Origin of the sequence: Pseudomonas sp. 203-8 (assembly GCF_020708595.1) — a bacterium.
Taxonomy (GTDB): domain Bacteria; phylum Pseudomonadota; class Gammaproteobacteria; order Pseudomonadales; family Pseudomonadaceae; genus Pseudomonas; species Pseudomonas aeruginosa.
This window is the reverse complement of the sequence record NZ_JAJFDF010000001.1, coordinates 346168-369422: the sequence shown is the minus strand read 5'-3', so window position 1 is coordinate 369422 and position 23255 is coordinate 346168. Positions and strand designations below refer to the sequence as shown.

The 23255-nt window shown below is 66.1% G+C and carries 17 protein-coding genes; 15 read left to right on the top strand and 2 right to left on the bottom strand.

The window, feature by feature from the left end:
• Positions 1-191: 191 nt before the first annotated feature.
• Positions 192-1835, bottom strand: coding sequence for a dihydrolipoyllysine-residue acetyltransferase (gene aceF, locus LJF27_RS01675; protein WP_023114911.1), 1644 nt, complete (start codon positions 1833-1835; stop codon positions 192-194).
• A gap of 144 nt (positions 1836-1979) precedes the next feature.
• Positions 1980-4628 (bottom strand): pyruvate dehydrogenase (acetyl-transferring), homodimeric type, encoded by a 2649-nt coding sequence (gene aceE, locus LJF27_RS01670; RefSeq protein ID WP_003114556.1) that lies wholly within the window; start codon positions 4626-4628, stop codon positions 1980-1982.
• A 281-nt stretch (positions 4629-4909) separates the two neighbouring features.
• Between aceE and glnE the strand changes: the two genes are divergently transcribed.
• The 15 genes from glnE to wapR all read left to right on the top strand — a co-directional run bounded on the left by glnE (position 4910) and on the right by wapR (position 23250).
• Positions 4910-7858: a bifunctional [glutamate--ammonia ligase]-adenylyl-L-tyrosine phosphorylase/[glutamate--ammonia-ligase] adenylyltransferase gene (gene glnE, locus LJF27_RS01665; protein ID WP_003146359.1), complete on the top strand. Its 2949-nt coding sequence runs from the start codon at positions 4910-4912 to the stop codon at positions 7856-7858.
• Between the two features lie 55 nt (positions 7859-7913).
• Entirely contained in the window at positions 7914-8837 is a 924-nt protein-coding gene (gene ilvE, locus LJF27_RS01660; protein ID WP_003095783.1) for a branched-chain-amino-acid transaminase, read from the top strand.
• A 59-nt stretch (positions 8838-8896) separates the two neighbouring features.
• Positions 8897-9934 carry a lipopolysaccharide heptosyltransferase II gene (gene waaF / locus LJF27_RS01655; RefSeq protein ID WP_003109905.1) on the top strand — a complete coding sequence of 346 codons (1038 nt, stop codon included), beginning with the start codon at positions 8897-8899 and terminating at the stop codon, positions 9932-9934.
• Positions 9931-10998: a lipopolysaccharide heptosyltransferase I gene (waaC, locus tag LJF27_RS01650; RefSeq protein WP_019485817.1), complete on the top strand. Its 1068-nt coding sequence runs from the start codon at positions 9931-9933 to the stop codon at positions 10996-10998. Before waaF ends, waaC begins: the two co-directional genes overlap by 4 nt.
• On the top strand, positions 10995-12116 hold the full coding sequence (locus LJF27_RS01645; RefSeq protein WP_003116148.1) for a glycosyltransferase family 4 protein: 1122 nt from the start codon (positions 10995-10997) through the stop codon (positions 12114-12116). The genes waaC and LJF27_RS01645 overlap by 4 nt, the downstream gene beginning before the upstream one ends.
• The gene (gene rfaP / locus LJF27_RS01640) at positions 12113-12919 is read left to right on the top strand and encodes a lipopolysaccharide core heptose(I) kinase RfaP (RefSeq protein WP_003095775.1); all 807 of its coding nucleotides are present in this window, start codon (positions 12113-12115) and stop codon (positions 12917-12919) included. The genes LJF27_RS01645 and rfaP overlap by 4 nt, the downstream gene beginning before the upstream one ends.
• Positions 12919-13653: a lipopolysaccharide kinase InaA family protein gene (locus tag LJF27_RS01635; RefSeq protein WP_003095773.1), complete on the top strand. Its 735-nt coding sequence runs from the start codon at positions 12919-12921 to the stop codon at positions 13651-13653. Before rfaP ends, LJF27_RS01635 begins: the two co-directional genes overlap by 1 nt.
• Complete coding sequence (locus tag LJF27_RS01630; RefSeq protein WP_003095770.1) at positions 13650-14408, top strand: lipopolysaccharide kinase InaA family protein; 759 nt, start codon at positions 13650-13652, stop codon at positions 14406-14408. Before LJF27_RS01635 ends, LJF27_RS01630 begins: the two co-directional genes overlap by 4 nt.
• Positions 14405-15883: a lipopolysaccharide kinase InaA family protein gene (locus LJF27_RS01625; protein WP_003123597.1), complete on the top strand. Its 1479-nt coding sequence runs from the start codon at positions 14405-14407 to the stop codon at positions 15881-15883. Before LJF27_RS01630 ends, LJF27_RS01625 begins: the two co-directional genes overlap by 4 nt.
• 103 nt (positions 15884-15986) lie before the next feature.
• Positions 15987-17744 (top strand): carbamoyltransferase, encoded by a 1758-nt coding sequence (locus LJF27_RS01620; RefSeq protein WP_003095766.1) that lies wholly within the window; start codon positions 15987-15989, stop codon positions 17742-17744.
• Complete coding sequence (locus LJF27_RS01615; RefSeq protein ID WP_003109898.1) at positions 17728-18864, top strand: glycosyltransferase; 1137 nt, start codon at positions 17728-17730, stop codon at positions 18862-18864. The genes LJF27_RS01620 and LJF27_RS01615 overlap by 17 nt, the downstream gene beginning before the upstream one ends.
• The gene (locus tag LJF27_RS01610; protein ID WP_023116798.1) at positions 18858-19754 is read left to right on the top strand and encodes an antimicrobial resistance protein Mig-14; all 897 of its coding nucleotides are present in this window, start codon (positions 18858-18860) and stop codon (positions 19752-19754) included. The genes LJF27_RS01615 and LJF27_RS01610 overlap by 7 nt, the downstream gene beginning before the upstream one ends.
• 3 nt (positions 19755-19757) lie before the next feature.
• On the top strand, positions 19758-21176 hold the full coding sequence (locus tag LJF27_RS01605) for a PIG-L deacetylase family protein (protein WP_003114549.1): 1419 nt from the start codon (positions 19758-19760) through the stop codon (positions 21174-21176).
• A gap of 72 nt (positions 21177-21248) precedes the next feature.
• Complete coding sequence (locus tag LJF27_RS01600; protein WP_003114548.1) at positions 21249-22205, top strand: glycosyltransferase; 957 nt, start codon at positions 21249-21251, stop codon at positions 22203-22205.
• Between the two features lie 160 nt (positions 22206-22365).
• Positions 22366-23250, top strand: a complete 885-nt coding sequence (gene wapR / locus LJF27_RS01595) for an alpha-1,3-rhamnosyltransferase (RefSeq protein WP_003116152.1) — start codon at positions 22366-22368, stop codon at positions 23248-23250.
• Positions 23251-23255: the final 5 nt, after the last annotated feature.

Below are 23255 nucleotides of genomic sequence, written 5' to 3'. Positions count from 1 at the left end.
TCGAGCGCCTGTCATCGTGCGCGCCGAACTCGCGCCTGCGGGTCCTGTGGCATTCGCTGGCGGTACGACGGGACGCAGTTTCGCCGAGCCGTCAGGAGGGCAAAAAAAGCCCCACCATCCGGTGGGGCCGAGAGACGAGCGTGGCATGCTCGCGAGAGGGGCTGGCCGCTCCGTGGGGAGCGGCGCAGGTATTACAGGAGCAGGGTGCGGATGTCCGCCAGCAGCTCGCCCAGGCGCTTGGTGAAGCGCGCCGCGGCGGCACCGTTGATCACGCGATGGTCGTAGGACAGCGACAGCGGCAGCATCAGGCGCGGCTGGAAGGCCTTGCCGTCCCATACCGGCTGCATGGTCGCCTTGGACACACCGAGGATCGCCACTTCCGGCGCGTTGACGATCGGCGTGAAGCCGGTGCCGCCGATGTGGCCGAGACTGGAGATGGTGAAGCAGGCGCCCTGCATGGCATCGGCCGAGAGCTTCTTGTTGCGGGCCTTGTCGGCCAGCTCGGCGGCCTCGGCGGCCAGTTGCAGGAGGCTCTTCCGGTCGACATCGCGGATCACCGGGACCAGCAGGCCGTCCGGAGTGTCCACGGCGAAGCCGATGTGTACGTACTTCTTGCGGATCAGCGCCTTGCCGCTGGGGGCCAGCGAACTGTTGAAGTCCGGCAGTTCCTTGAGCAGGTGGGCGCAGGCCTTGAGCAGGATCGGCAGTACGGTCAGCTTGACCCCGGCCTTCTCCGCCGCGGCCTTCTGGGCAACGCGGAAGGCTTCCATGTCGGTGATGTCCGACTGGTCGAACTGGGTCACGTGCGGCACGTTCAGCCAGCTGCGATGCAGGTTGGCGGCGCCGACCTGCATCAGGCGGGTCATCGCCACTTCTTCCACTTCGCCGAACTTGCTGAAGTCGACTTCCGGGATCGGCGGGATGCCGGCTCCGCCGGTGGCGCCGGCACCGCCGGACTTGGCGCGCTGCAGTTGCTCCTTGACGAAGACCTGGACGTCTTCCTTGAGGATGCGACCCTTGGGACCGCTGGCTTTCACTTCGCTCAGCTCGACGCCGAACTCGCGCGCCAGCATGCGCACCGCCGGGCCGGCGTGGACCTTGGCGCCGTCGCGGCTGGGTGCGCCGACCGGAGCCGGGGTATCGGCCTTGGCTGGCGCAGGGGCCGCCGCGGCGGGCTTCTGCTCGGCGGCGGGCGCCGCGGCCTGGGCCGGAGCGGCTGCCGGTTGCTCTTCGGCTGCCGGAGCGGCGCCTTCCACCTTCAGCTTGAGGATCAGGTCGCCGGTGCCGACTTCGTCACCGACCTTGATCGAGACGCTTTCCACCACCCCGGAGGCCGGCGAGGGGATCTCCATGCTGGCCTTGTCGGATTCCAGGGTGATCAGCGACTGGTCGGCCTCGACCGTGTCGCCGGCCTTGACCATCACTTCGATGACGTTGGCCTTGCCGGCCGAGCCGATGTCCGGGACCTTGATGTCCTGGACGCTGGCCGCGGCGGGGGCGGTCGGCTTGCTCTCGCTCGGGGCGGGAGCAGGCGCTTCGGCTTTCGGCGCTTCCGGTTGGGCGGGCGCTGCCTCGGCCTTGGCTTCGGCAGGCTGTTCGCCGCCTTCCACTTCCAGCTCGAGGATTTCGTCACCTTCTTTCAAGGTGTCGCCGACCTTCGCCTTGATGCTTTTCACTACCCCGGCCTTGGGACTGGGGATTTCCATGCTGGCCTTGTCGGATTCCAGGGTCAGCAGGCTCTGATCGGCCTCGACCTTGTCGCCGGGCTTGACCAGCAGCTCGATGACTTCACCCTCACCGTTGCCGATGTCGGGTACGCGAATGAGTTCGCTCACATTCCTCTCCTTTTACGTGCCACCACCGCTGTGCGGCGCGCAAAACAAAGACTTTTGGTCCTTGGTTCGTTGTGAGCCGGCGCCGCCCGTTGGCGGCGCCGGCGTGCTCGAAACCCCTCGCTGCCGAGGGGAGTATGGAGCGAATTAGCAATCCAGCGGGTTGCGCTTCTCCGGATCGATACCGTACTTGGCGATGGCCTCGGCCACCACTTTCGGCTCGATATCGCCGCGATCGGCCAGCGCTTCGAGCGCGGCCAGCACCACCCAGTGACGATCCACTTCGAAGAAGTTGCGCAGCTTCTTGCGGCTGTCGCTGCGGCCGAAGCCGTCGGTGCCGAGCACCTTGTACTCCTTGGAGGGAACCCACTGGCGGATCTGCTCGGCGTAGAGCTTCATGTAGTCGGTGGAGGCGATCACCGGGCCGCGACGGCCGCCCAGGCACTCCTCGACGTAGCTCTGCTTCGGCTTCTGGCCCGGATGCAGGCGGTTCCAGCGCTCGACGGCAAGGCCGTCGCGACGCAGCTCGTTGAAGCTCGGCACGCTCCAGACGTCGGCGCCGATGCCGAAGTCGTTGCGCAGCAGCTTGGCCGCTTCCTCGACTTCGCGCAGGATGGTGCCGGAGCCCAGCAGTTGCACGTGGTGAGCGGCTTCCTTCTTGTCCTCCTCGAGGAGGTACATGCCCTTGATGATGCCTTCCTCTGCGCCCTTCGGCATGGCCGGCTGGACGTAGTTCTCGTTCATCACGGTGATGTAGTAGAAGATGTCCTGCTGCTCTTCGATCATCTGCCGCGAGCCTTCGCGGATGATCACCGCCAGTTCGTAGGCGTAGGTCGGATCGTAGGTGCGGCAGTTCGGGATGGTCGAGGCCAGCAGGTGGCTGTGGCCGTCCTCGTGCTGCAGGCCTTCGCCGTTCAGCGTGGTGCGACCGGCGGTGCCGCCGATCAGGAAGCCGTGCGCGCGGCTGTCGCCGGCGGCCCAGGCCAGGTCGCCGATGCGCTGGAAGCCGAACATCGAATAGAAGATGTAGAACGGCAGCATCGGCTGGTTGTGGGTGCTGTAGGAGGTACCGGCGGCAATCCAGCTGGACATGGCGCCGGCCTCGTTGATGCCTTCCTCGAGGATCTGGCCCTTCTTGTCCTCGCGGTAGAACATCACCTGGTCCTTGTCCACCGGCTCGTAGAGCTGGCCGACCGAGGAGTAGATGCCGAGCTGGCGGAACATGCCTTCCATGCCGAAGGTACGGGCCTCGTCCGGGACGATCGGGACGATGCGCGGGCCGAGTTCCTTGTCCTTGACCAGCTGCGAGATGATCCGCACGAAGGCCATGGTGGTGGAGATCTCGCGATCGCCGGAGCCGTCGAGCATGGCCTTCAGGGTTTCCAGCGGCGGAACCGGCACGCTCATGCTCTTCTGCCGGCGCACCGGCATGAAGCCGCCCAGCGCGGCGCGGCGCTCGGCCAGGTACTTGGCCTCGGCGCTGCCTTCTTCAGGCTTGTAGAACGGCAGCTTCTCCAGGTCGGCGTCCTTGACCGGGATGTCGAACTTGTCGCGGAACGCGCGCAGGCTGTCGACGTCGACCTTCTTCACGTTGTGCGCGATGTTCTTCGCTTCGCCGCTGCCGGTGCCGTAGCCCTTGATGGTCTTGGCCAGGATGACGGTCGGCTGGCCCTTGTGGTTGACCGCCTGGTGGTAGGCCGCATAGACCTTGTAGGGGTCGTGGCCGCCGCGGTTGAGCTTCCAGATTTCCTCGTCGGAAAGGTCCTTGACCATTTCCAGCAGTTCCGGACGCGCGCCGAAGAAGTGCTCGCGCACGTAGGCGCCGTCTTTCGCCTTGTAGTTCTGGTATTCGCCGTCGATGACCTCGTCCATGCGCTGCTGCAGCAGGCCGGCGGTGTCCTTGGCGAACAGCGGGTCCCAGAAGCGACCCCAGATGACCTTGTTGACGTTCCACTCGGCGCCGCGGAACACGCCTTCCAGTTCCTGGATGATCTTGGCGTTGCCGCGGACCGGGCCGTCGAGGCGCTGCAGGTTGCAGTTGATGACGAAGATCAGGTTGTCGAGTTTCTCGCGGCCGGCCAGGGAGATCGCGCCGAGGGATTCCGGCTCGTCGCACTCGCCGTCGCCCATGAAGCACCAGACCTTCTGCTTGCCGGCGGGGATGAAGCCGCGGCTTTCCAGGTACTTCATGAAGCGTGCCTGGTAGATCGCCTGGATCGGGCCAAGGCCCATGGATACGGTGGGGAACTGCCAGAAGTCTGGCATCAGCCAGGGGTGCGGATAGGAGGACAGGCCGTTGCCGTCCACTTCCTGGCGGAAGTTCTCCAGTTGTTCCTCGCTGATGCGGCCTTCGAGGAAGGCCCGGGCGTAGACGCCGGGGGACGCGTGGCCCTGGAAGAACACCAGGTCGCCGCCGTGTTCGTCGGTGGGAGCCTGGAAGAAATAGTTGAAGCCGATGTCGTAGAGGGTCGCCGAGGAGGCGAAGGTGGAGATGTGGCCGCCCAGGTCCGGGTCGTGCTTGTTCGCCCGCATCACCATCGCCAGGGCGTTCCAGCGCACCAGGGAGCGGATCCGGCGTTCCATGAACAGGTCGCCGGGCATGCGTGCTTCGTGGGTTACCGGAATGGTGTTGCGATAGGGCGTGGTGATCGCGTAGGGCAGTTGGGTGCCGCTACGGCTGGCCAGCTCGCCCATGCGGGTCATCAGGTAATGAGCGCGGTCTTCACCTTCGCGGTCGAGTACGGACTCCAGGGCGTCCAGCCATTCCTGGGTTTCGACGGGATCGAGGTCTTGCATGGCTTGCTCCAGGGCGGAAAGGCTTCCAGAATCGGATGCCATAGGTGAGCGGCCGGCCTCGTGGGCGACCGCAGCTAATTCTTGGATGTTCTCCGGGGGTGTACCCGGCGACTTGTAGTTTTACTACAGATCAGTCTGAGAAACAGCCCTCTGGATACAATTTTTAGTAGTAAAACTACATTTCGATTGTCGCTGTCAGGCTATAAGGCCCGATGTAGAGCCTTTTCGACGTTGTGCGTCGAGCCTGTGGTCTTCGGTCGGAAGCCCAAACAGGATAGACCATGAGCCTGCCTTCGCTGGCGAATCTGCCGGCCACCCTGCTGCCCGCCGCCGAACGCGCCGGGACTGCCCTCCGCTCCGCTGTCGCCGCCCTCGATGCCGCCGCCCTGGCCCGCCTGGAGGCCTGGCCCGAGGAGCGCCTGGAGGATTTCCGACGGGTCGCCGCGGCCAGCGATTTCGTCGCCGAGCAGGCAGTGCGCGACCCGGCGATGCTGCTGGAACTGGCCGAACGCGGCGAGCTGGAGAACCCCCACGCGCCCGGCGAACTGCGCAGTCAGTTGCAGGCGCGGCTGGAGGATTGCGCCGACGAGGACGAACTCGGTCGGCGCCTGCGACGTTTCCGCACACGCCAGCAACTGCGCATCATCTGGCGCGACCTGACCCGCCGCGCCGCGCTGGCGGAAACCTGTCGCGACCTGTCGGCCCTGGCCGACGCCTGCATCGACCTGGCTTGCGAGTGGCTCCATCGGCGCCAGTGCGAGCAGTTCGGCACGCCGATCGGCCGGCGCTCCGGCGAACCGCAGCGGATGGTGGTCCTCGGCATGGGCAAGCTGGGCGCGGTGGAACTCAACCTGTCGTCGGACATCGACCTGATCTTCGGTTACCCGGAGGGCGGCGAGACCGAGGGGGCGAAGCGTTCGCTGGACAACCAGGAGTTCTTCACCCGCCTGGGGCAGAAGCTGATCAAGGCGCTGGATGCGATCACCGTCGACGGCTTCGTCTTCCGCGTCGACATGCGCCTGCGTCCCTACGGCTCCAGCGGACCGCTGGTCTACAGCTTCGCCGCGCTGGAGCAGTACTACCAGGACCAGGGGCGCGACTGGGAGCGCTACGCGATGATCAAGGCGCGGGTGGTCGGCGGCGACCAGCAGGCAGGCGAGCAACTGCTCGGCATGCTGCGGCCGTTCGTTTATCGGCGCTACCTGGACTTTTCCGCCATCGAGGCGCTGCGCACCATGAAGCAGCTGATCCAGCAGGAGGTCCGGCGCAAGGGGATGTCGGAAAACATCAAGCTGGGCGAAGGCGGTATCCGCGAGGTGGAGTTCATCGCCCAGGCCTTCCAGTTGATCCATGGCGGGCGCGACCTGAGCTTGCAGCAACGGCCGCTGCTGAAGGTGCTGGCGACCCTGGAGGGGCAGGGCTACCTGCCGCCGGCGGTGGTCGAGGAGCTGCGCGGCGGCTACGAGTTCCTGCGCTACGCCGAGCATGCCATCCAGGCGCTGGCCGACCGGCAGACGCAAATGCTGCCCAGCGACGAATACGACCGCATCCGCGTGGCCTTCATCATGGGCTTCGCCAGTTGGGCCGCATTCCACGAGCGCCTGAGCCACTGGCGGGCGCGCATCGACTGGCACTTCCGCCAGGTGATCGCCGACCCGGACGAGGACGAAAGCGGCGAGGCGGCCTGCGGCAGCGTCGGCGCCGAGTGGATCCCGCTGTGGGAGGAGGCGCTGGACGAGGAGTCGGCCAGCCGGCAACTGGCCGACGCCGGCTTCGTCGATGCCGAGGCGGCCTGGAAGCGTCTCAGCGATCTGCGCCACGGCCCCCAGGTACGAGCGATGCAGCGTCTCGGCCGGGAGCGCCTGGATGCCTTCGTTCCGCGCCTGCTGGCGATGACCGTGGAAAACCCCCAGCCGGACCTGGTGCTGGAGCGGGTCCTGCCGCTGGTGGAAGCGGTGGCGCGGCGTTCCGCCTACCTGGTGTTGCTGACCGAGAACCCCGGCGCGCTGGAGCGCCTGCTGACCCTCTGCGCGGCCAGCCCGATGGTTGCCGAGCAGATCGCGCGGTTCCCGATTCTGCTCGACGAGCTGCTCAACGAGGGGCGCCTGTTCCGTCCTCCACAGGCCGCCGAGCTGGCCGCCGAGCTGCGCGAACGGCTGATGCGGATTCCCGAGGACGACCTCGAGCAGCAGATGGAGACCCTTCGTCACTTCAAGCTGGCCCACGGGCTGCGGGTGGCGGCCTCGGAGATCGCCGGCACGCTGCCGTTGATGAAGGTCAGCGACTACCTGACCTGGCTGGCCGAGGCGATCCTCGTCGAGGTCCTCGAACTGGCCTGGCGGCAGTTGGTGCAGCGTCACGGCCGGCCGTTGCGCGCCGACGGCACGCCGTGCGATCCGGACTTCGTCATCGTCGGCTACGGCAAGGTCGGCGGGCTGGAGTTCGGCCATGGCTCGGACCTCGACCTGGTGTTCATCCATGACGGCGACCCCCAGTGCGAGACCGATGGCGGCAAATCCATCGATGGCGCGCAGTTCTTTACCCGCCTGGGGCAGAAGATCATCCATTTCCTCACCGCGCAGACGCCATCCGGCACCCTCTACGAAGTCGACATGCGCCTGCGTCCGAGCGGCGCGGCCGGCCTGCTGGTGAGTTCGCTGGGCGCCTTCCAGCGCTACCAGGAGCAGGAGGCCTGGACCTGGGAGCACCAGGCGTTGGTCCGCGCCCGGGTGCTGGCCGGTTGCCGGCGGGTGCAGGCGAGCTTCGAGGCGGTACGTGCCGAGGTGCTGGCGAGGCCGCGCGATCTCGACGCGTTGCGCACCGAAGTCAGCGAAATGCGCGCCAAGATGCGCGACAACCTGGGAACCCGCGCGACCGCCGCCGGTACCGCCTCGAATGCCTTCGAGGCCACGGCAGCCTTCGATCTCAAGCACGATGCCGGTGGTATCGTCGATATCGAATTTATGGTGCAATATGCGGTTCTAGCTTGGTCCGGAGAACACCCGGCGCTGCTCGAATTCACCGATAACATCCGCATTCTGGAAGGACTGGAACGGGCTGGCCTGATCGCCAGCGAGGACGTCCGTCTCCTGCAGGAGGCCTACAAGGCCTATCGCGCAGCCGCACACCGCCTGGCACTACAGAAGGAGGCCGGGGTCGTGAGCGGCGAGCACTTCCAGACGGAGCGGCGAGAAGTGATCAGGATCTGGCGCGAGCTGCGGCTCGGCTGATCCACTCAGGCACGTAACGCAAGTACGTAACGAATATCTGAAGGAGCTGGCAACTATGTCGATGGCCGATCGTGATGGCGTGATCTGGTATGACGGTGAACTGGTGCAGTGGCGCGACGCGACCACGCACGTGCTGACCCATACCCTGCACTATGGAATGGGCGTGTTCGAGGGCGTGCGCGCCTACGACACCCCGCAGGGCACGGCGATCTTCCGCCTGCAGGCGCATACCGACCGGCTGTTCGACTCCGCGCACATCATGAACATGCAGATCCCGTACAGCCGCGACGAGATCAACGAGGCGACCCGCGCCGCCGTGCGCGAGAACAACCTGGAAAGCGCCTATATCCGCCCGATGGTGTTCTACGGAAGCGAAGGCATGGGCCTGCGCGCCAGCGGCCTGAAGGTCCATGTGATCATCGCCGCCTGGAGCTGGGGCGCCTACATGGGCGAGGAAGCCCTGCAGCAAGGCATCAAGGTGCGCACCAGTTCCTTCACCCGCCACCACGTCAACATCTCGATGACCCGCGCCAAGTCCAACGGCGCCTACATCAACTCGATGCTGGCCCTCCAGGAAGCGATCTCCGGCGGCGCCGACGAGGCCATGATGCTCGATCCGGAAGGCTACGTGGCCGAAGGCTCCGGCGAGAACATCTTCATCATCAAGGATGGCGTGATCTACACCCCGGAAGTCACCGCCTGCCTGAACGGCATCACTCGTAACACTATCCTGACCCTGGCCGCCGAACACGGTTTTAAACTGGTCGAGAAGCGCATCACCCGCGACGAGGTGTACATCGCCGACGAGGCCTTCTTCACTGGCACTGCCGCGGAAGTCACGCCGATCCGCGAAGTGGACGGTCGCAAGATCGGCGCCGGCCGCCGTGGCCCGGTCACCGAAAAGCTGCAGAAAGCCTATTTCGACCTGGTCAGCGGCAAGACCGAGGCCCACGCCGAGTGGCGTACCCTGGTCAAGTAAGCACCGAAGAAGGGTGTGACAGGGAGGCGAAAGCCTCCCTGATCATTTCCGGAGCCTGAATGAGAATTCTGATCGTAGGTCCCTCCTGGGTGGGGGACATGGTGATGGCGCAGACCCTGTTCCAGTGTCTGCGCCAGCGGCATCCCGAGTGCGTGATCGACGTGCTGGCGCCCGAGTGGAGCCGACCGATCCTCGAGCGCATGCCCGAGGTGCGCCAGGCCCTGAGCTTCCCGCTCGGCCACGGGGTGATGGACGTCGCCACACGGCGCCGGATCGGACGCGGCCTGCGCGGTCAGTACGAGCAGGCGATCCTGCTGCCCAACTCGCTGAAGTCGGCGCTGGTGCCCTGGTTCGCCGGAATACCGAAGCGCACCGGCTGGCGCGGCGAGATGCGCTACGGGCTGCTCAATGACATCCGCAAGCTCGACAAGCAGCGCTATCCGCTGATGATCGAACGCTTCATGGCCCTGGCCTTCGAGCCGGGCGTGGAGTTGCCGAAGCCCTATCCGCAGCCGCGCCTGCGGATCGACGACGGCAGCCGCCAGGCGGCGCTCGACAAGTTCGCCCTGAGCCTGGACCGCCCGGTGCTGGCGCTCTGTCCCGGCGCCGAGTTCGGCGAGGCCAAGCGCTGGCCGGCGGAACACTACGCCGCGGTCGCCGAGGCGAAGATCCGTGCCGGCTGGCAGGTCTGGCTGTTCGGCTCGAAGAACGACCATCCCGGTGGAGAGGAGATTCGCCAGCGCCTGATTCCGGGGTTGCGCGAGGAGTCCTTCAATCTTGCCGGGGAGACTTCGCTGGCCGAGGCCATCGACCTGATGTCCTGCGCTGGCGCGGTGGTGTCCAACGATTCCGGCCTGATGCACGTGGCGGCCGCGCTGGATCGCCCGCTGGTGGGCGTCTATGGCTCCACCTCGCCGCAGTTCACCCCGCCGCTGGCGGACCGGGTGGAGATCGTCCGCCTCGGTCTCGAGTGCAGCCCGTGCTTCGAGCGCACCTGTCGCTTCGGCCACTACAATTGCCTCCGCGAGCTGCCGCCTGGCCTGGTATTGCAAGCCCTGGAGCGGCTGGTCGGCGATCCTGCCGAGGTCGCCGGATGAGGGTACTGCTGGTCAAGACCTCGTCCCTCGGCGACGTGATCCACACCCTGCCGGCGCTTACCGACGCCGCCCGGGCGATTCCCGGCATCCAGTTCGACTGGGTGGTGGAGGAAGGTTTCGCCGAGATTCCCGCCTGGCATCCGGCGGTGGCGCGGGTGATCCCGGTGGCGATCCGGCGCTGGCGCAAGAATCTCTGGCAGACCCTGCGCAACGGCGAATGGCGGCGCTTCAAGCAGCGCCTGAAGGAAGTCGACTATGACCTGGTGATCGACGCCCAGGGGCTGCTGAAGAGTGCCTGGCTGACCCGCTACGTGGGCAAGACGCCGGTCGCCGGTCTCGATCGCGACTCGGCGCGCGAGCCGCTCGCCAGCCGCTTCTATCGCCGTGCCTATCCGGTCGCCTGGGGACAGCATGCGGTGGAGCGCACGCGCCAGTTGTTCGCCCAGGCGCTGGACTACCCGTTGCCCGAGTCGGTCGGTGACTATGGCCTGGACCGCGAGCAGTTGGCCGACGCCGACCCTGGCGCGCCGTACCTGGTGTTCCTGCACGGTACTACCTGGGTCACCAAGCATTGGCCGGAAGCCTACTGGCGCGAACTGGCCGAGCGCATGTGCGAGCGCGGCTGGTCGGTGCGCCTGCCCTGGGGCAGCACCGCCGAGCGGGAGCGGGCCGGGCGCCTGGCAGCGGGGTTGGAAAATGCCGCGGTACTCCCCAGATTATCCCTGGCCGGCATGGCCAAGGTGCTTGCCGGCGCGCGCGCCTGCGTGGCGGTGGATACCGGCCTCGGTCACCTGGCGGCGGCGCTGGACGTGCCGACGCTGTCGTTGTTCGGCCCGACCAATCCTGGCTTCACCGGCGCCTACGGGCGCTCCCAGGTACACCTGGGCAGCGACTTCCCCTGTGCGCCGTGCCTGAAGAAGACCTGTACCTACCAGCCGACCGAAGAGGACCGCAAACTGTTCGATCTCAAGCGTGAGCAGCCGCTGTGCTTCACCCGGCTGAATCCCCAGCGCGTGGCCACCCAGCTGGAGGCCATGCTGCTGGCCCCGGAGACCCTCCGATGACCCTGGCGTTCATCCTCTACAAATACTTCCCCTTCGGCGGCCTGCAGCGCGACTTCATGCGCATCGCCCTGGAATGCCAGCGGCGCGGGCACGACATCCGCGTCTATACGCTGATCTGGGAGGGCGACGTGCCGGACGGCTTCGAAGTGCTGGTGGCCCCGGTGCGCTCGATCTTCAACCACCGGCGCAACGAGAAGTTCACCGCGTGGGTCCGCGCCGACCTGGACAGGCGCCCGGTGCAGCGGGTGATCGGCTTCAACAAGATGCCCGGACTGGATGTCTACTACGCCGCCGACGCCTGTTTCGAGGAAAAGGCCCAGACCTTGCGCAACCCGCTGTACCGCCAGTGGGGCCGCTACCGCCACTTCGCCGGCTACGAACGGGCAGTGTTCGACCCGGCCTCGAAGACCGAGATCCTGATGATCTCCGAGGTGCAGCAGCCGCTCTTCGTCAAGCACTACGGCACCCAGGCCGAGCGTTTCCATCTGCTGCCGCCGGGGATCAGTCAGGATCGCCGGGCGCCGGCCAACGCCGCGGACGTGCGTGCGGAATTCCGCCGCGAGTTCGGCCTGGAGGAGGACGACCTGCTGCTGGTGCAGATCGGTTCCGGCTTCAAGACCAAGGGCCTGGATCGCAGCCTGAAGGCGCTGGCCGCGCTGCCCAAGGCGTTGCGCAGGCGTACCCGGCTGATCGCCATCGGCCAGGACGATCCCAAGCCGTTCCTGCTACAGATCGCCGCCCTCGGTCTCAACGACCAGGTACAGATCCTCAAGGGGCGCAGCGATATCCCGCGCTTCCTGCTCGGCGCCGACCTGCTGATCCACCCGGCCTACAACGAGAACACCGGTACGGTGCTGCTGGAGGCGCTGGTCTCCGGCCTGCCGGTGTTGGTGACCGATGTCTGCGGCTACGCCCACTACATCGCCGAGGCCGACGCCGGGCGGGTGCTGCCGAGTCCCTTCGAGCAGGACAGTCTCAACCGCCTGCTCGCGGAAATGCTGGAGGACGCTCCGGCGCGCGCCGCCTGGTCGCGCAATGGCCTGGCCTACGCCGATCACGCCGACCTCTACAGCATGCCGCAGCGCGCCGCCGACCTGATCCTCGGGGAGGCCTCATGAGGCTGGTGCTGGAAGAGCCGTTCAAGCGCCTGTGGAGCGGGCGCGACCCGTTCGAGGCGGTGGAGGCGCTGCAAGGCAAGGTCTACCGCGAACTGGAGGGGCGCCGCACCCTGCGCACCGAGGTCGACGGGCGCGGCTACTTCGTCAAGATCCACCGTGGCATCGGCTGGGGCGAGATCGCCAAGAACCTGCTCACCGCCAAGCTCCCGGTGCTCGGCGCGCGCCAGGAGTGGCAGGCCATCCGGCGCCTGCACGAGGCCGGCGTAGCGACCATGACCGCGGTCGCCTACGGCGAGCGCGGCAGCGATCCGGCGCGGCAGCATTCCTTCATCGTCACCGAGGAACTGGCGCCGACCGTGGACCTCGAGGTGTTCTCCCAGGACTGGCGCGAACGTCCTCCACCGCCGCGGCTCAAGCGCGCGCTGGTCGAGGCGGTGGCGCGGATGGTCGGCGACATGCACCGTGCCGGAGTCAACCATCGCGACTGCTACATCTGTCATTTCCTGTTGCACACCGACAAGCCGGTGAGCGCGGACGATTTCCGCCTCTCGGTGATCGACCTGCACCGTGCCCAGACCCGCGACGCCACGCCGAAACGCTGGCGTAACAAGGATCTGGCGGCATTGTATTTCTCTGCGCTGGACATCGGACTGACGCGTCGCGACAAGCTACGCTTCCTGCGCACCTATTTCCGCCGGCCGTTGCGCGAGATACTGCGCGACGAGGCCGGCCTGCTGGCCTGGATGGAACGCAAGGCGGAAAAACTCTACGAACGCAAGCAGCGTTACGGAGACCTGCTCTGATGGCGGGGTGGACCCTCGAACCCGATTACCGTCACCTGGCCGCCGACTTCGGTAGCCTCGATAGTGTGTTCGCCCTGGAGGGCGAGCGCCTGACCCGCGACCCGTTGTCCGAAGTCATCCGCATCGAGCGCGACGGCGTGCGTTACTACGTCAAGCGCTACCGCAGCGCCGGCAAGGGCCTGCGCCGCTACCTGGCGCGACCGCGGATCAAGGCCGAGTGGCAGAACCTCAAGCGCTTCGAGAAGTGGGGCATTCCCACCGCCGAAGTGGTCGCCTGGGGGCTGGAGCGCAAGGCCGGCGCCTTCCAGCGCGGCGCCATGATCACCCGCGAACTGCCGGGCACCGAGGACTTGTCGGTGCTCGCCTGCAACCGGGATCCGCGCCTGAAGGACCCGCGCTGGGTGGACGGCGTCAGCCGGCAGATCGCCAAGGCTACGCGCCTGATGCACGACCAGCATTTCACCCACAACGACCTGAAGTGGCGCAACCTGCTGGTGGACGACCAGCCGCTGGTGTATTTCATCGACTGCCCGAACGGCGCGTTCTGGTGGAGCTTCATGCTGCGCTACCGGATCACCAAGGACCTGGCCTGCCTGGACAAGGTGGCCAAGTACCACTTGTCGCGCACCCAGCGCCTGCGCTTCTACCTGCAATATCGCCGTCGCCGGCACCTGAACGAATCCGACAAGAAGCGTATTCGCCAGGTGGTGGCTTTCTTCGAGGGGCGCGAATGAGCGTTTTCATCGCCGCGCAGGACCACGACCTGCTCCAGCGCAACCGTCTGGACAGCTTCGACGCCCTGTGGGCCTTGCAGCTGGACGCCGTGGACGAACCGAATACCGAGCGGGGTGGCTGGAGCAGCGTCTATCGCCTCGACCTGGGCGACTCCGCCTACTACCTGAAGCGCCAGAGCAACCACCTGACCCGCAGCCTGCGCCATCCGCTGGGCGAGCCGACCTTCGCCCGCGAGTTCCGCAACATCGAGCGCTACCGGGCGCTGGGCATTCCCGCCCTGCAGGCGGCGTTCTTCGCCCAGCAGGCGGTCGGCGGAGAGCGCCAGGCAATCCTCCTGACCCGTGCCCTGGACGGTTGGCAGGACCTGGACACCTGGCTGGCGTCCTGGCACGACCTGGCCGAAGAGCGGCGCCGGGCGATTCTCCGGGCGGTTGGCAGGCTGGCGCGCCAGCTGCACGCGGCCGGACAGATGCATGGTTGCTTCTATCCCAAGCATGTATTCCTCCGCGAGGGGGCCGATGGTGTCTTCGAGGCCTGCCTGATCGACCTGGAGAAGACCCGCCCGATCTGGTTCGGCCGCCGCGACCAGGTCAAGGACCTGGAGCCGATGCTGCGCCGTGCCCCGGACTGGAGCGAAGCGGACGTGCACGAATTCATCTCCGCCTATGTCGACGAACCCCTCGACTCGGCCGAGGTCGAGCAGTGGTATCGCCTTCTCGACCAGCGCCGCCGGCGCAAGGAGTCGCGCCGATGAGACTGGCCGAACTGCAAGCCGCCGGGCGCCACCCGCAACTGCCATTGCGGGTGACCCTGGCGGATGGCGCTGGCGCTGCCGAACTGCGCCTGGACAGTCTGCTGCGGGTGCTGCCCGGGCAGCGCTACGTCGGTGCCGGCGAATGGCGTGGGCGCAAGGTGCTGGCCAAGCTGCTGGTGGGCGGCAAGGCCGCACGGCATTTCCAGCGCGAACTGGAAGGGGCGCGTCTGCTCGCGGCCCAGGGGCTGACCACCCCGGCGCTGCTGGCCGACGGGCTGCAGCAGGGCGAGGGCGGCTGGTTGCTGTTCGACTACCTCGACGCGGCGCAGAGCCTCGGTGACGCCTGGCGTGCGGTGGAGGCACAGGCGCCGCTGGGCGATGCCCAGCAAGCGGTGCTCGGCGAAGCCCTGGCAGCCATTGGCGAGCTGCATGCAAAGGGCCTCTGGCAGGACGACCTGCACCTGGACAACCTGTTGCGCCACGCCGGCCGCCTGTATCTCATCGACGGTGGCGGCGTGCGTGCGGAAACTCCCGGCCAGCCGCTGTCGCGACAGAAAGTGCTGGAAAACCTCGGGGTGTTCTTCGCCCAGTTGCCGGCGCTCCTCGATCCTTTCCTGGAGGAGTTGCTGGTGCATTACCTGCTGGCCAACGGCGAGCATGCGCTGCCGCTCGAAGCCTTGCAGAAGGAAATCGCCAAGGTTCGCCGCTGGCGGGTGCGCGACCTGCTGAGGAAGGTCGGTCGCGACTGTAGCCTGTTCAGCGTCGTGCGCGGTCCGTTCCGCCTGTTCGCCGCCCGCCGCAGCGAGGCCGAGACGATGGCGCCCCTGCTGGCGGACGCGGACCGCCTGATCGCCGCCGGCCACGTCTACAAGGACGGCGGCGCGGCCACCGTCGCCCGGGTCGAAGCGAACGGCCGCACGCTGATCATCAAGCGCTACAACATCAAGGGCTGGGTCCATTGGCTGAAGCGCTTCTGGCGGCCGAGCCGGGCCTGGGCCTCCTGGCGCGAAGGCAACCGCCTGGAATTCCTTGGCATCGCCACCGCCCGTCCGCTGGCGATGCTGGAGCGGCGCTGGTGCTGGCTGCGCGGGCGCGCCTACCTGATTACCGATTATCTCGGCGGTCAGGATATAATCGCTCGTTTTAAGCCTTGCCTGGACATGCCCGATGGCGCCGTTTCGCCACCGGAAGCCGAGTTGGCGGCACTGGATCGGCTGTTTTCGACGCTGATCCGCGAACGCATCAGCCACGGCGACCTGAAGGGACACAACCTGTTCTGGCAGGCCCATGAACAAGGCGGCGAATGGGCGCTGATCGACCTGGACGCGATGCGCAAGCATCACAGCCAGGCGTCCTTTGCCCGCGCCTACGCCCGCGACCGCGCGCGCTTCCTGCGCAACTGGCCGCAGGACAGCGGCCTCTACCGGCTGCTGGAGCAACGGATTCCCCGCCTCGGCGACGCCGCCGGGGCTTGAACGACAAGCGACGACCACCGCCTGCGGCGGTCGACGAGTTAAACGAAAGCCGCGGTTGTCGGTCCCACTCCGCAACCGCGAGCTGCTTTGAAGAGGTTCTACCGTGGCATTGACCGTCCTAGGCCTGTCTGGCGCCGTAAGCCATGACCCGTCCGCCGCCCTGTACATCGACGGCAAGCTGGTCGCGGCCGTCGAGGAAGAGCGCTTCGTGCGCGACAAGCACGCGAAGAACCGCATGCCCTACGAATCGGCGAAGTTCTGCCTGGAGCAGGCAGGGATCGAGCCGGCCGATGTCGACGTGGTGGCGATTCCCTTCGCTCCCATCAGCATCATGGAAAAGGCCCGCTGGCACTATGCCAAGCGCTACGCCTACGCGCCGGATCGCGCGCTGGATGCGATCCTGCTCGGCAACCGCCGCTACAAGCGTTACTACAAGCGCATCGAGTGGTGCCTGCAGCAACTCGGCTTCGACCTGAAGAAAATCAAGATCCAGCCGGTCGAGCACCACCTTGCCCATGCCTCCAGCGCCTACCATTGCTCGGGGTTCAAGGAAAAGACCGCGATCCTCGGCATCGACGGCAAGGGCGAGTACGCCACCACTTTCTTCGGCTGGGGCGAGAACGGTAGGATCCACAAGATCAAGGAGTTCTACGATCCGGATTCGCTGGGCGGCCTGTACGGCGCGATCACCGAGTACCTCGGCTTCGACATGCTCGACGGCGAGTTCAAGGTCATGGGCATGGCGCCCTACGGTGACGCCAGCAAGTACGATTTCTCCCGTCTCGCCAAGTTCGAGAACGGCGAACTGGTGATCAACACCGATTATGCCAACGTCATCGGCTTCCGCCGCTACAAGGAGAAAGGCAAGGGCTACTACTTCTCGCCCAAGCTGATCGAGTGGCTGGGGCCCAAGCGCGAAGGCGACATCGCCGACGATCCCTACATCCATTACGCCGCGAGCATCCAGGCGCTGTTCGAGAAGCTCGCGCTGGAGATGATGGACTACTACCTCGGCGATATCATCCGCGAGACCGGCAAGGTCGCTTTCGCCGGCGGCTGCGCGCTGAACGTCAAGCTCAACCAGAAGATCATCTCGCGCCCCGAAGTGAAGGAGCTGTTCGTCCAGCCGGCGGCCAGCGACGCCGGCACCGCGGTCGGCGCGGCGGCCTACGTGTCGCACCAGCGCGGCGTGCCGGTGGAGAAGATGGAGCACGTCTACCTCGGCCCGGAGTATTCCAACGAGGACGTCATCGCCGCCTGCGCCCGTCACGAGGCCAGGCCGCAGTGGCAGAAGATCGACAACCGCAGCCGGCGTATCGGCAGGATCCTTGCCGACGGCAACCCGGTGGCCTGGTTCCAGGGACGCATGGAGTTCGGTCCGCGTGCCCTCGGTGGCCGCTCCATTCTCGGCTGCCCGAGCGTGCCGGGCGTGGCCGACCGGATCAATGCGCAGATCAAGTTCCGCGAGCGCTGGCGGCCCTTCTGCCCGTCGATGCTGGATACCGTCGGCCCGCAGATGTTCAAGATCGACCACCCGGCCCCGTTCATGACCTTCACCTTCGAAGTCAACGAAGAGTGGAAGGAGCGAGTGCCGGAAGTGGTGCACGAAGACGGCACCTCCCGCGCCCAGGTGCTGAAGCGCGAGTACAACCCGCGCTACTACGACCTGATGAAGGAACTGGAGAACCTCACCGGCAACGGCGTGGCCCTGAACACTTCGCTCAATCGCCGTGGCGAACCGATGATCTGCTCGCCGACCGACGCCCTGAACATGTTCTTCGGCTCCGATCTGCAGTACCTGATCATGGAGGACATCCTGGTCGTGAAGGAGGGCGTGGACTGGTATGACTCGGTCGGCTGAACCTCGCGTCCTGCAGTTCTGTCACGGCTACGACGGGCCTTTCCTCGACTGTGCCCGTCAGTACGCCAGCCTGTTCGCCGGAACCCCGTACAAGGTCACCACGGTGTTCCTCACCGGGCGTTCCGATCCTGAGGTGGCGGCGCGTTGCGCCTCCGACGAGGTACTGTTCCTCGAGTACGGCTCCAGGGACATCCGTGGCCTCAAGCTGAAGGCGATCCGCGACTTGCGCGAGATCGCCCGTTCGCGCGACTTCCGCTTCTGCATCGCGCACCGCTTCAAGCCGATCTGGATCGCCAGCCTGGCCACTCGTCTGCCGATCGTTGGCGTGCACCACGCCTTCGGCGATTACCAGCGGTTGTCGCGCAAGGTCTTCGCCGGCCTGATGAGCAAGCGCCTGAGCCTGCTGGCGGTGTCCGACGCGGTGCGCGACGATATCCGCCGTTGCCTGCCGAAGTGGCCGGCGGAGCGGATCGAGACGCTCTACAACCGCATCGACGTCGCTGCGCTGCAGGCCGAGCAGGTCGAGCGCCTGAGTGCGCGCCGGCAACTGCGCCTGCCCGACGAGGCCTGGGTGGTCGGCAACGTCGGCCGCCTGCATCCGGACAAGGACCAGGCTACCCTGCTGCGCGGCTTTGCCGCCGCGCTGCCGCGCCTGCCGCAGAACAGCCTGCTGGCGATCCTCGGCAGCGGCCGCCTGGAAGAGCAGCTCAAGGACCTGGCCTGCGAACTGGGTATCGGCGAGCGCGTGCTGTTCCTCGGCCAGGTCGAAGAGGCACGGCGCTACTTCAAGGCGTTCGACGCCTTCGCCCTGAGTTCCGACCACGAGCCGTTCGGCATGGTCCTGCTGGAGGCCATGGTCGCCGGTGTACCGCTGATCGCCACCGCCTGTGGCGGCGCCCGCGAAGTGGTGGAAGGGGTCGGCATCCTCTTCCCGCTGGGCGACGAGACGGCCCTGGCCGAGGGCCTGACCCACCTGGCGGCGCTTGACCGCCGCCAGCGCGAGGCCTGTGCGCGGCTCATGCTCGAGCGCCTGGAGACACGCTTCTCCGACGCTGCGGTGCGCCGCGAATTCTGGCGCCTGCCGACGATTGCCGGCTTCGCTTCGGAGTCTGCATGCTGAACAGGTTGCGCGCCTTCCGCGAACGCGGTTGGCGCGAAGTGGACGCGCCGACCTACGCCCAGGCCTGGCAGCGTTTCGGCGGCAGCGTCGCGACCCACCCGCTGGTGGTCGAGCAGCTCGCCGAAATGGCTGGAATCCCGGTGCGTTACCTGGGTTGGGATAGCGCTGGCGAACTGGTTGCGGCGATCCCGACCTGGGGCCGCCACCTGGCGTTGTCCAAGGACGTGCTCAAGCGGCGCGGCAAGAAGGGCCTGTACGACCTGGGCAACGCCGAACTGATCCTGCCGGTGGCCGACGATGCCCGCATCGCCCTCCGCCATGCGGGACGCTACCTGTCGGCGCTGCATGAGCGGAACATCGTCACGCTGCGCCCTCAGACCGAGCAACTGGCTTTCGCTCGTGCTCCCGAGGATTTCTCCAAGAAGTTCCGCTATAACCAGCGGCGCGAAGTGCGCCTGGTGGAGGAGGCCGGTGGCCAGGTGCGCCAGGCAGACAGCTTCGCCCCGGCCGAGTTCGCTGCCATCTATCTTGAACTGTTCCAGCGTCGCTGGGGTTTCCCGGCCACCGGCGCGGAGCGCATGGCCGAGGTCTTCGAGCGGCTGCGCGAATTGCTGCGCGGCTCGGTCCTGCTGCTCAACGACCAGCCCATCGCGGTCCAGGTACTGTATCGCGCCGAAGCGCCGGGCTGGCTCAGCGTCGAGTACATCAACGGCGGCGTCGATCCGCAGACCCACGAGTTCAGCCCTGGCAGCGTGCTCAGTTACCTGAACACCCAGGCCGCCTGGGAGGATGCGCGAGCGCTGGGCAAACCCCTGCGCTATTCGTTCGGTCGCGCCGACCGCGAATACAAGGATCGCTGGTGCCATCCTTCTCCGGTCTTCCAGGTCTGAAGCATGAGCGCACGCAAGCAGCAGTTGCTCAAGCGTCATCGACGCAACAAGCGGATCGGCCTACTGGTTGCGCTGCTGGCATTGCTGGCCGTCGGTCTGCTGGTCAGCCCCTGGTTGTTGCCGATCCTCCTCGTGGCCCTGTGGGTCGCCCACGAAGCCTGGTTCGCCGATCACCTGTTCTATTCGCCGGGCGAGGACTACCGCTACCGTTTCGCGGAAGGGGTCGAGTCGCTGCCGGTACGCCTGGCGGATGGCCGTCTGCGAGTCGACGGTGAGCTGCGCGAAGGCGATACGCTGGTGCTTGGCATCGGCGTGCGCGCTGGCTGGCTGGGGCGCTTCCTCGAACCCTCGGTGCTGCTGGAAGGTGGCGCGGAGGCCGATGCCCAGGCTTTCGAACGTGGGGTGAACGGCTTGCGCTACCTGAACCTGACGGGACTGGCCGGGCCGCTGGGCGAGGGCCGGATTCGCCTGCGCGGCCGGCATTGCCGGCTGGTCGGCGAACCGACCCTGTGGCGTGCGCGCCATCCCGACTACCGTGATCGGCGGGTGATGGTCATCGCTCCGCATGCCGACGACGCCGAGCTGGCCGCCTTCGGCCTCTACAGCCAGGCTCGCGAGGCCTGGATCGTGACCCTGACCGCCGGCGAGATCGAAACCGAGCATTACCGCCGCATGGGCCTCGACGGAATAGCTGCGGCGCGCCTGAAGGGCCGCCTGCGCGCCTGGGATAGCCAGGCCGTGCCGACGTGGGGTGGGGTGCCGGCCGAGCGCTGCGTGCAACTGGGTTATTTCTGCCTGCAATTGCCTGCCATGCAGGCGAACCCGGGCGAGGTGGTGCCGTCCCGTGAGGCCGATCTCGCCGATATCCGTCCGTTCCGCCAGTTCAACCGCCTGCGCCTGGCCAGCGATGCCGACGGCCTGTCGACCTGGAACAATCTGCTGGCCGATCTCCGCGAGCTGATCCTGCTGGCACGTCCCGAGGTTATCGTCCTGCCTCATCCGCATTTCGATCCGCACCCGGACCATGTCCGCGCCCAGGAGGCCGTGCGCGAGGCGCTCCAGGGTCTGGACTGGCAGCCGCAGGCATTGTTGCACTATGCCAATCACCTGCACGACAACGATCGCTGGCCGATGGGCGATGCGCACATGGGGGTCAGCCTGCCGCCGCTGACCGAAGAATGCTCGCCGTTGCTGCCATGGACGCTGGCGCTGGAGCGCACGCGCCAGGTGGACAAGGCCATGGCCTTGGGCATGATGCACGACCTGCAACCCAGGCCGCCGTTCAAACGCCGTCTGCGCCGCCGTCTGCAGGGCTGGCTCGCCGGGCGTCGCTGGCCGGCTTACGGCGAGGACGAGTTCATGCGCAAGGCGGTGCGTCGGCACGAGTTGTTCTGGGTGGAGTCGCTGGATGGGGAGGCGTGATGCTTGGGTCGAGCGTTCGGCAAGGTTCGAGCCGCCATGCTGCTTCGGAGCAGCCGCGAGGATGAAGGTCTGATGAAAGTTCTGTTTCTGGTCCAGAAAGAGCAGCGCGCGATCCTGGATCGCCTGTACGACGGCATCGCCGCCCATTGCGAGTGCGATACCCGCTGGCTGAGCAGCGAGGAGCAGGCCGACCTGCGCGGCTACTTCCGCAAGCACGTGGATGTCTCGCGCTACGACCGCATCCTGTTCTTCCTCCGTTTCAAGAAGGAAATGCGCCAGGTCCGCTTCATCCGCAGCGTGCCCAACCTGGTGATCCTCGAGCACGATGCCTACCAGAACTACATTCCCTGCAAGTACACCGGCAAGTTCAGCGCCCATTACCGGCGCCTGCCCTGGGCACGGGTGATCAGTTCGGGCCATACGGTCAGCGAACGCCTGCGCCAGGAGGGATTCGACGCGGTATTCGTGCCCAAGGGCTACGACCAGACCCTGTTGCATGACCTGGGCCTGGCGCGCGATATCGAGCTGGGCTTCGTCGGCAGTACCGGCAGCGTGGCTTACAGTGGACGCAAGGCGCTGCTCGACGAGTTGGGCGGAGTGGAGAACCTGCTGGTGACCAAGACCAAGTCCGGCGAGGAGTACCTGCGTACGCTCAACCGCATCCGTTTCTTCGTCAGCGCGGATGTCGGCATGGGCGAATACATGATCAAGAATTTCGAGGCGATGGCCTGCGGTTGCGTACTGCTGGCCTACGACCAGGGCGAGCGGGAAAACGAGGCCTTGGGTTTCCGGGACATGGAGAATATCGTGCTGTATCGCTCGGTGGCGGACATCCAGGAAAAGCTCGCGATCCTGCGCCTCGATACGGCTCTCGCCGAGCGGATCGCGCGAAGCGGCCAGGCGCTGGCCATCGAACGATTCAGCTTCGCCGCTGTCGGTCAGAGTATCGTCGAGGCCATGCGGCCCGCGTTGCGCGAGCCGGAGCGTCCCGGATGGCTGGAGAAGACCTGGCGACGTATTTTTACCTGAGAGTAGCAGCCGAAAAGAGCTGGGGCTTCAGGCGTGTTTGCTATTGTTCAGCTTGTTTTTCCGGGCTGGGGGGAGGTGTAGGACCGATGAAGATCGCAGGATCGCTCATGCATGTCTGGCGCTTTGAATGGGGACGTGAAGGACAGGTAAGGTTGTAGTTATGGCGCTCGTCGATGATGGTTCGCAGCCATTGGTTTCCGTGATCATCGCTTCCTATAACCACGAAAAGTACATAGAAGCGAGCATCGCCAGCGTGGCTGCGCAGACATACCGCAACGTGGAACTGCTGGTGGTGGACGATGGTTCCAGCGATGGCAGCGTCGAGCTTTTGCGCGGGCTCCAGGCGAAGTACGGCTTCGACCTCAGGGTCCAGCAGAACCAGGGACTGTCGAGAACGCTCAACGAGGCGATCGCCAGGGCCCGGGGAAATCTCATCGTGCCTTTCGGTTCGGACGACATCATGCTGCCGCAACGCCTGGAGAAACAGGTGGCACACATGTGGGACAAGCCCGAGGTAGGTATCTGCGCGGGCAATATCGAGATCATCGATTCCAATGGCCGGGTCATGCCGGGAAAGGAGCAGCGCAAACGCGACCTGCCTTTCCGCCGTCTCGACTTCGATGACCTGTTCCTGGACCGCAAGCCGGGCCCGATGGCGCCCACCCTGATGTTCCGGCGGGAAGCCCTGGAGAAGGTCGGCGGTTTCGATCCGGACATACGCCTGGAAGATGTCTATATCGAACTGGCGGTGACCAAGGCTGGCTACGTCATCGACATTCTTGGCGAGGTCCTCGCCCAGTACCGCAAGCATCCCACCAATACGTACAAGAACGCCCGTTTCATGGTGGACAACGTATTCAAGACGTACAGCCAGTTCAGCGATCACCCCGATTACGAGCAGGTGATCATGCGCTTCCGCAATTCGATGTTCCTCAAGTGCTCGAACCGGGACAAGGTACTGGCCCGGGAGCTGCTCTCCGGCTTGCCGCTGAAGTACTGGAACGAGAAGACCTTCCGCGGCATTGCGCGGCTGTTTTTCTCCTAGCTCGG

Bases quoted from the DNA above. Each gene is read 5' to 3' on its own strand.
- LJF27_RS01630 (WP_003095770.1), top strand. From the start codon at position 13,650: ATGAGCGTTTTCATCGCCGCGCAGGACCACGACCTGCTCCAGCGCAAC.
- waaF (WP_003109905.1), top strand. From the start codon at position 8,897: ATGAGAATTCTGATCGTAGGTCCCTCCTGGGTGGGGGACATGGTGATG.
- LJF27_RS01605 (WP_003114549.1), top strand. From the start codon at position 19,758: ATGAGCGCACGCAAGCAGCAGTTGCTCAAGCGTCATCGACGCAACAAG.
- rfaP (WP_003095775.1), top strand. From the start codon at position 12,113: ATGAGGCTGGTGCTGGAAGAGCCGTTCAAGCGCCTGTGGAGCGGGCGC.
- LJF27_RS01610 (WP_023116798.1), top strand. From the start codon at position 18,858: ATGCTGAACAGGTTGCGCGCCTTCCGCGAACGCGGTTGGCGCGAAGTG.
- LJF27_RS01600 (WP_003114548.1), top strand. From the start codon at position 21,249: ATGAAAGTTCTGTTTCTGGTCCAGAAAGAGCAGCGCGCGATCCTGGAT.
- waaC (WP_019485817.1), top strand. From the start codon at position 9,931: ATGAGGGTACTGCTGGTCAAGACCTCGTCCCTCGGCGACGTGATCCAC.
- aceE (WP_003114556.1), bottom strand. From the start codon at position 4,628: ATGCAAGACCTCGATCCCGTCGAAACCCAGGAATGGCTGGACGCCCTG.
- LJF27_RS01625 (WP_003123597.1), top strand. From the start codon at position 14,405: ATGAGACTGGCCGAACTGCAAGCCGCCGGGCGCCACCCGCAACTGCCA.
- LJF27_RS01645 (WP_003116148.1), top strand. From the start codon at position 10,995: ATGACCCTGGCGTTCATCCTCTACAAATACTTCCCCTTCGGCGGCCTG.
- ilvE (WP_003095783.1), top strand. From the start codon at position 7,914: ATGTCGATGGCCGATCGTGATGGCGTGATCTGGTATGACGGTGAACTG.
- wapR (WP_003116152.1), top strand. From the start codon at position 22,366: ATGGCGCTCGTCGATGATGGTTCGCAGCCATTGGTTTCCGTGATCATC.
- LJF27_RS01635 (WP_003095773.1), top strand. From the start codon at position 12,919: ATGGCGGGGTGGACCCTCGAACCCGATTACCGTCACCTGGCCGCCGAC.
- glnE (WP_003146359.1), top strand. From the start codon at position 4,910: ATGAGCCTGCCTTCGCTGGCGAATCTGCCGGCCACCCTGCTGCCCGCC.
- LJF27_RS01615 (WP_003109898.1), top strand. From the start codon at position 17,728: ATGACTCGGTCGGCTGAACCTCGCGTCCTGCAGTTCTGTCACGGCTAC.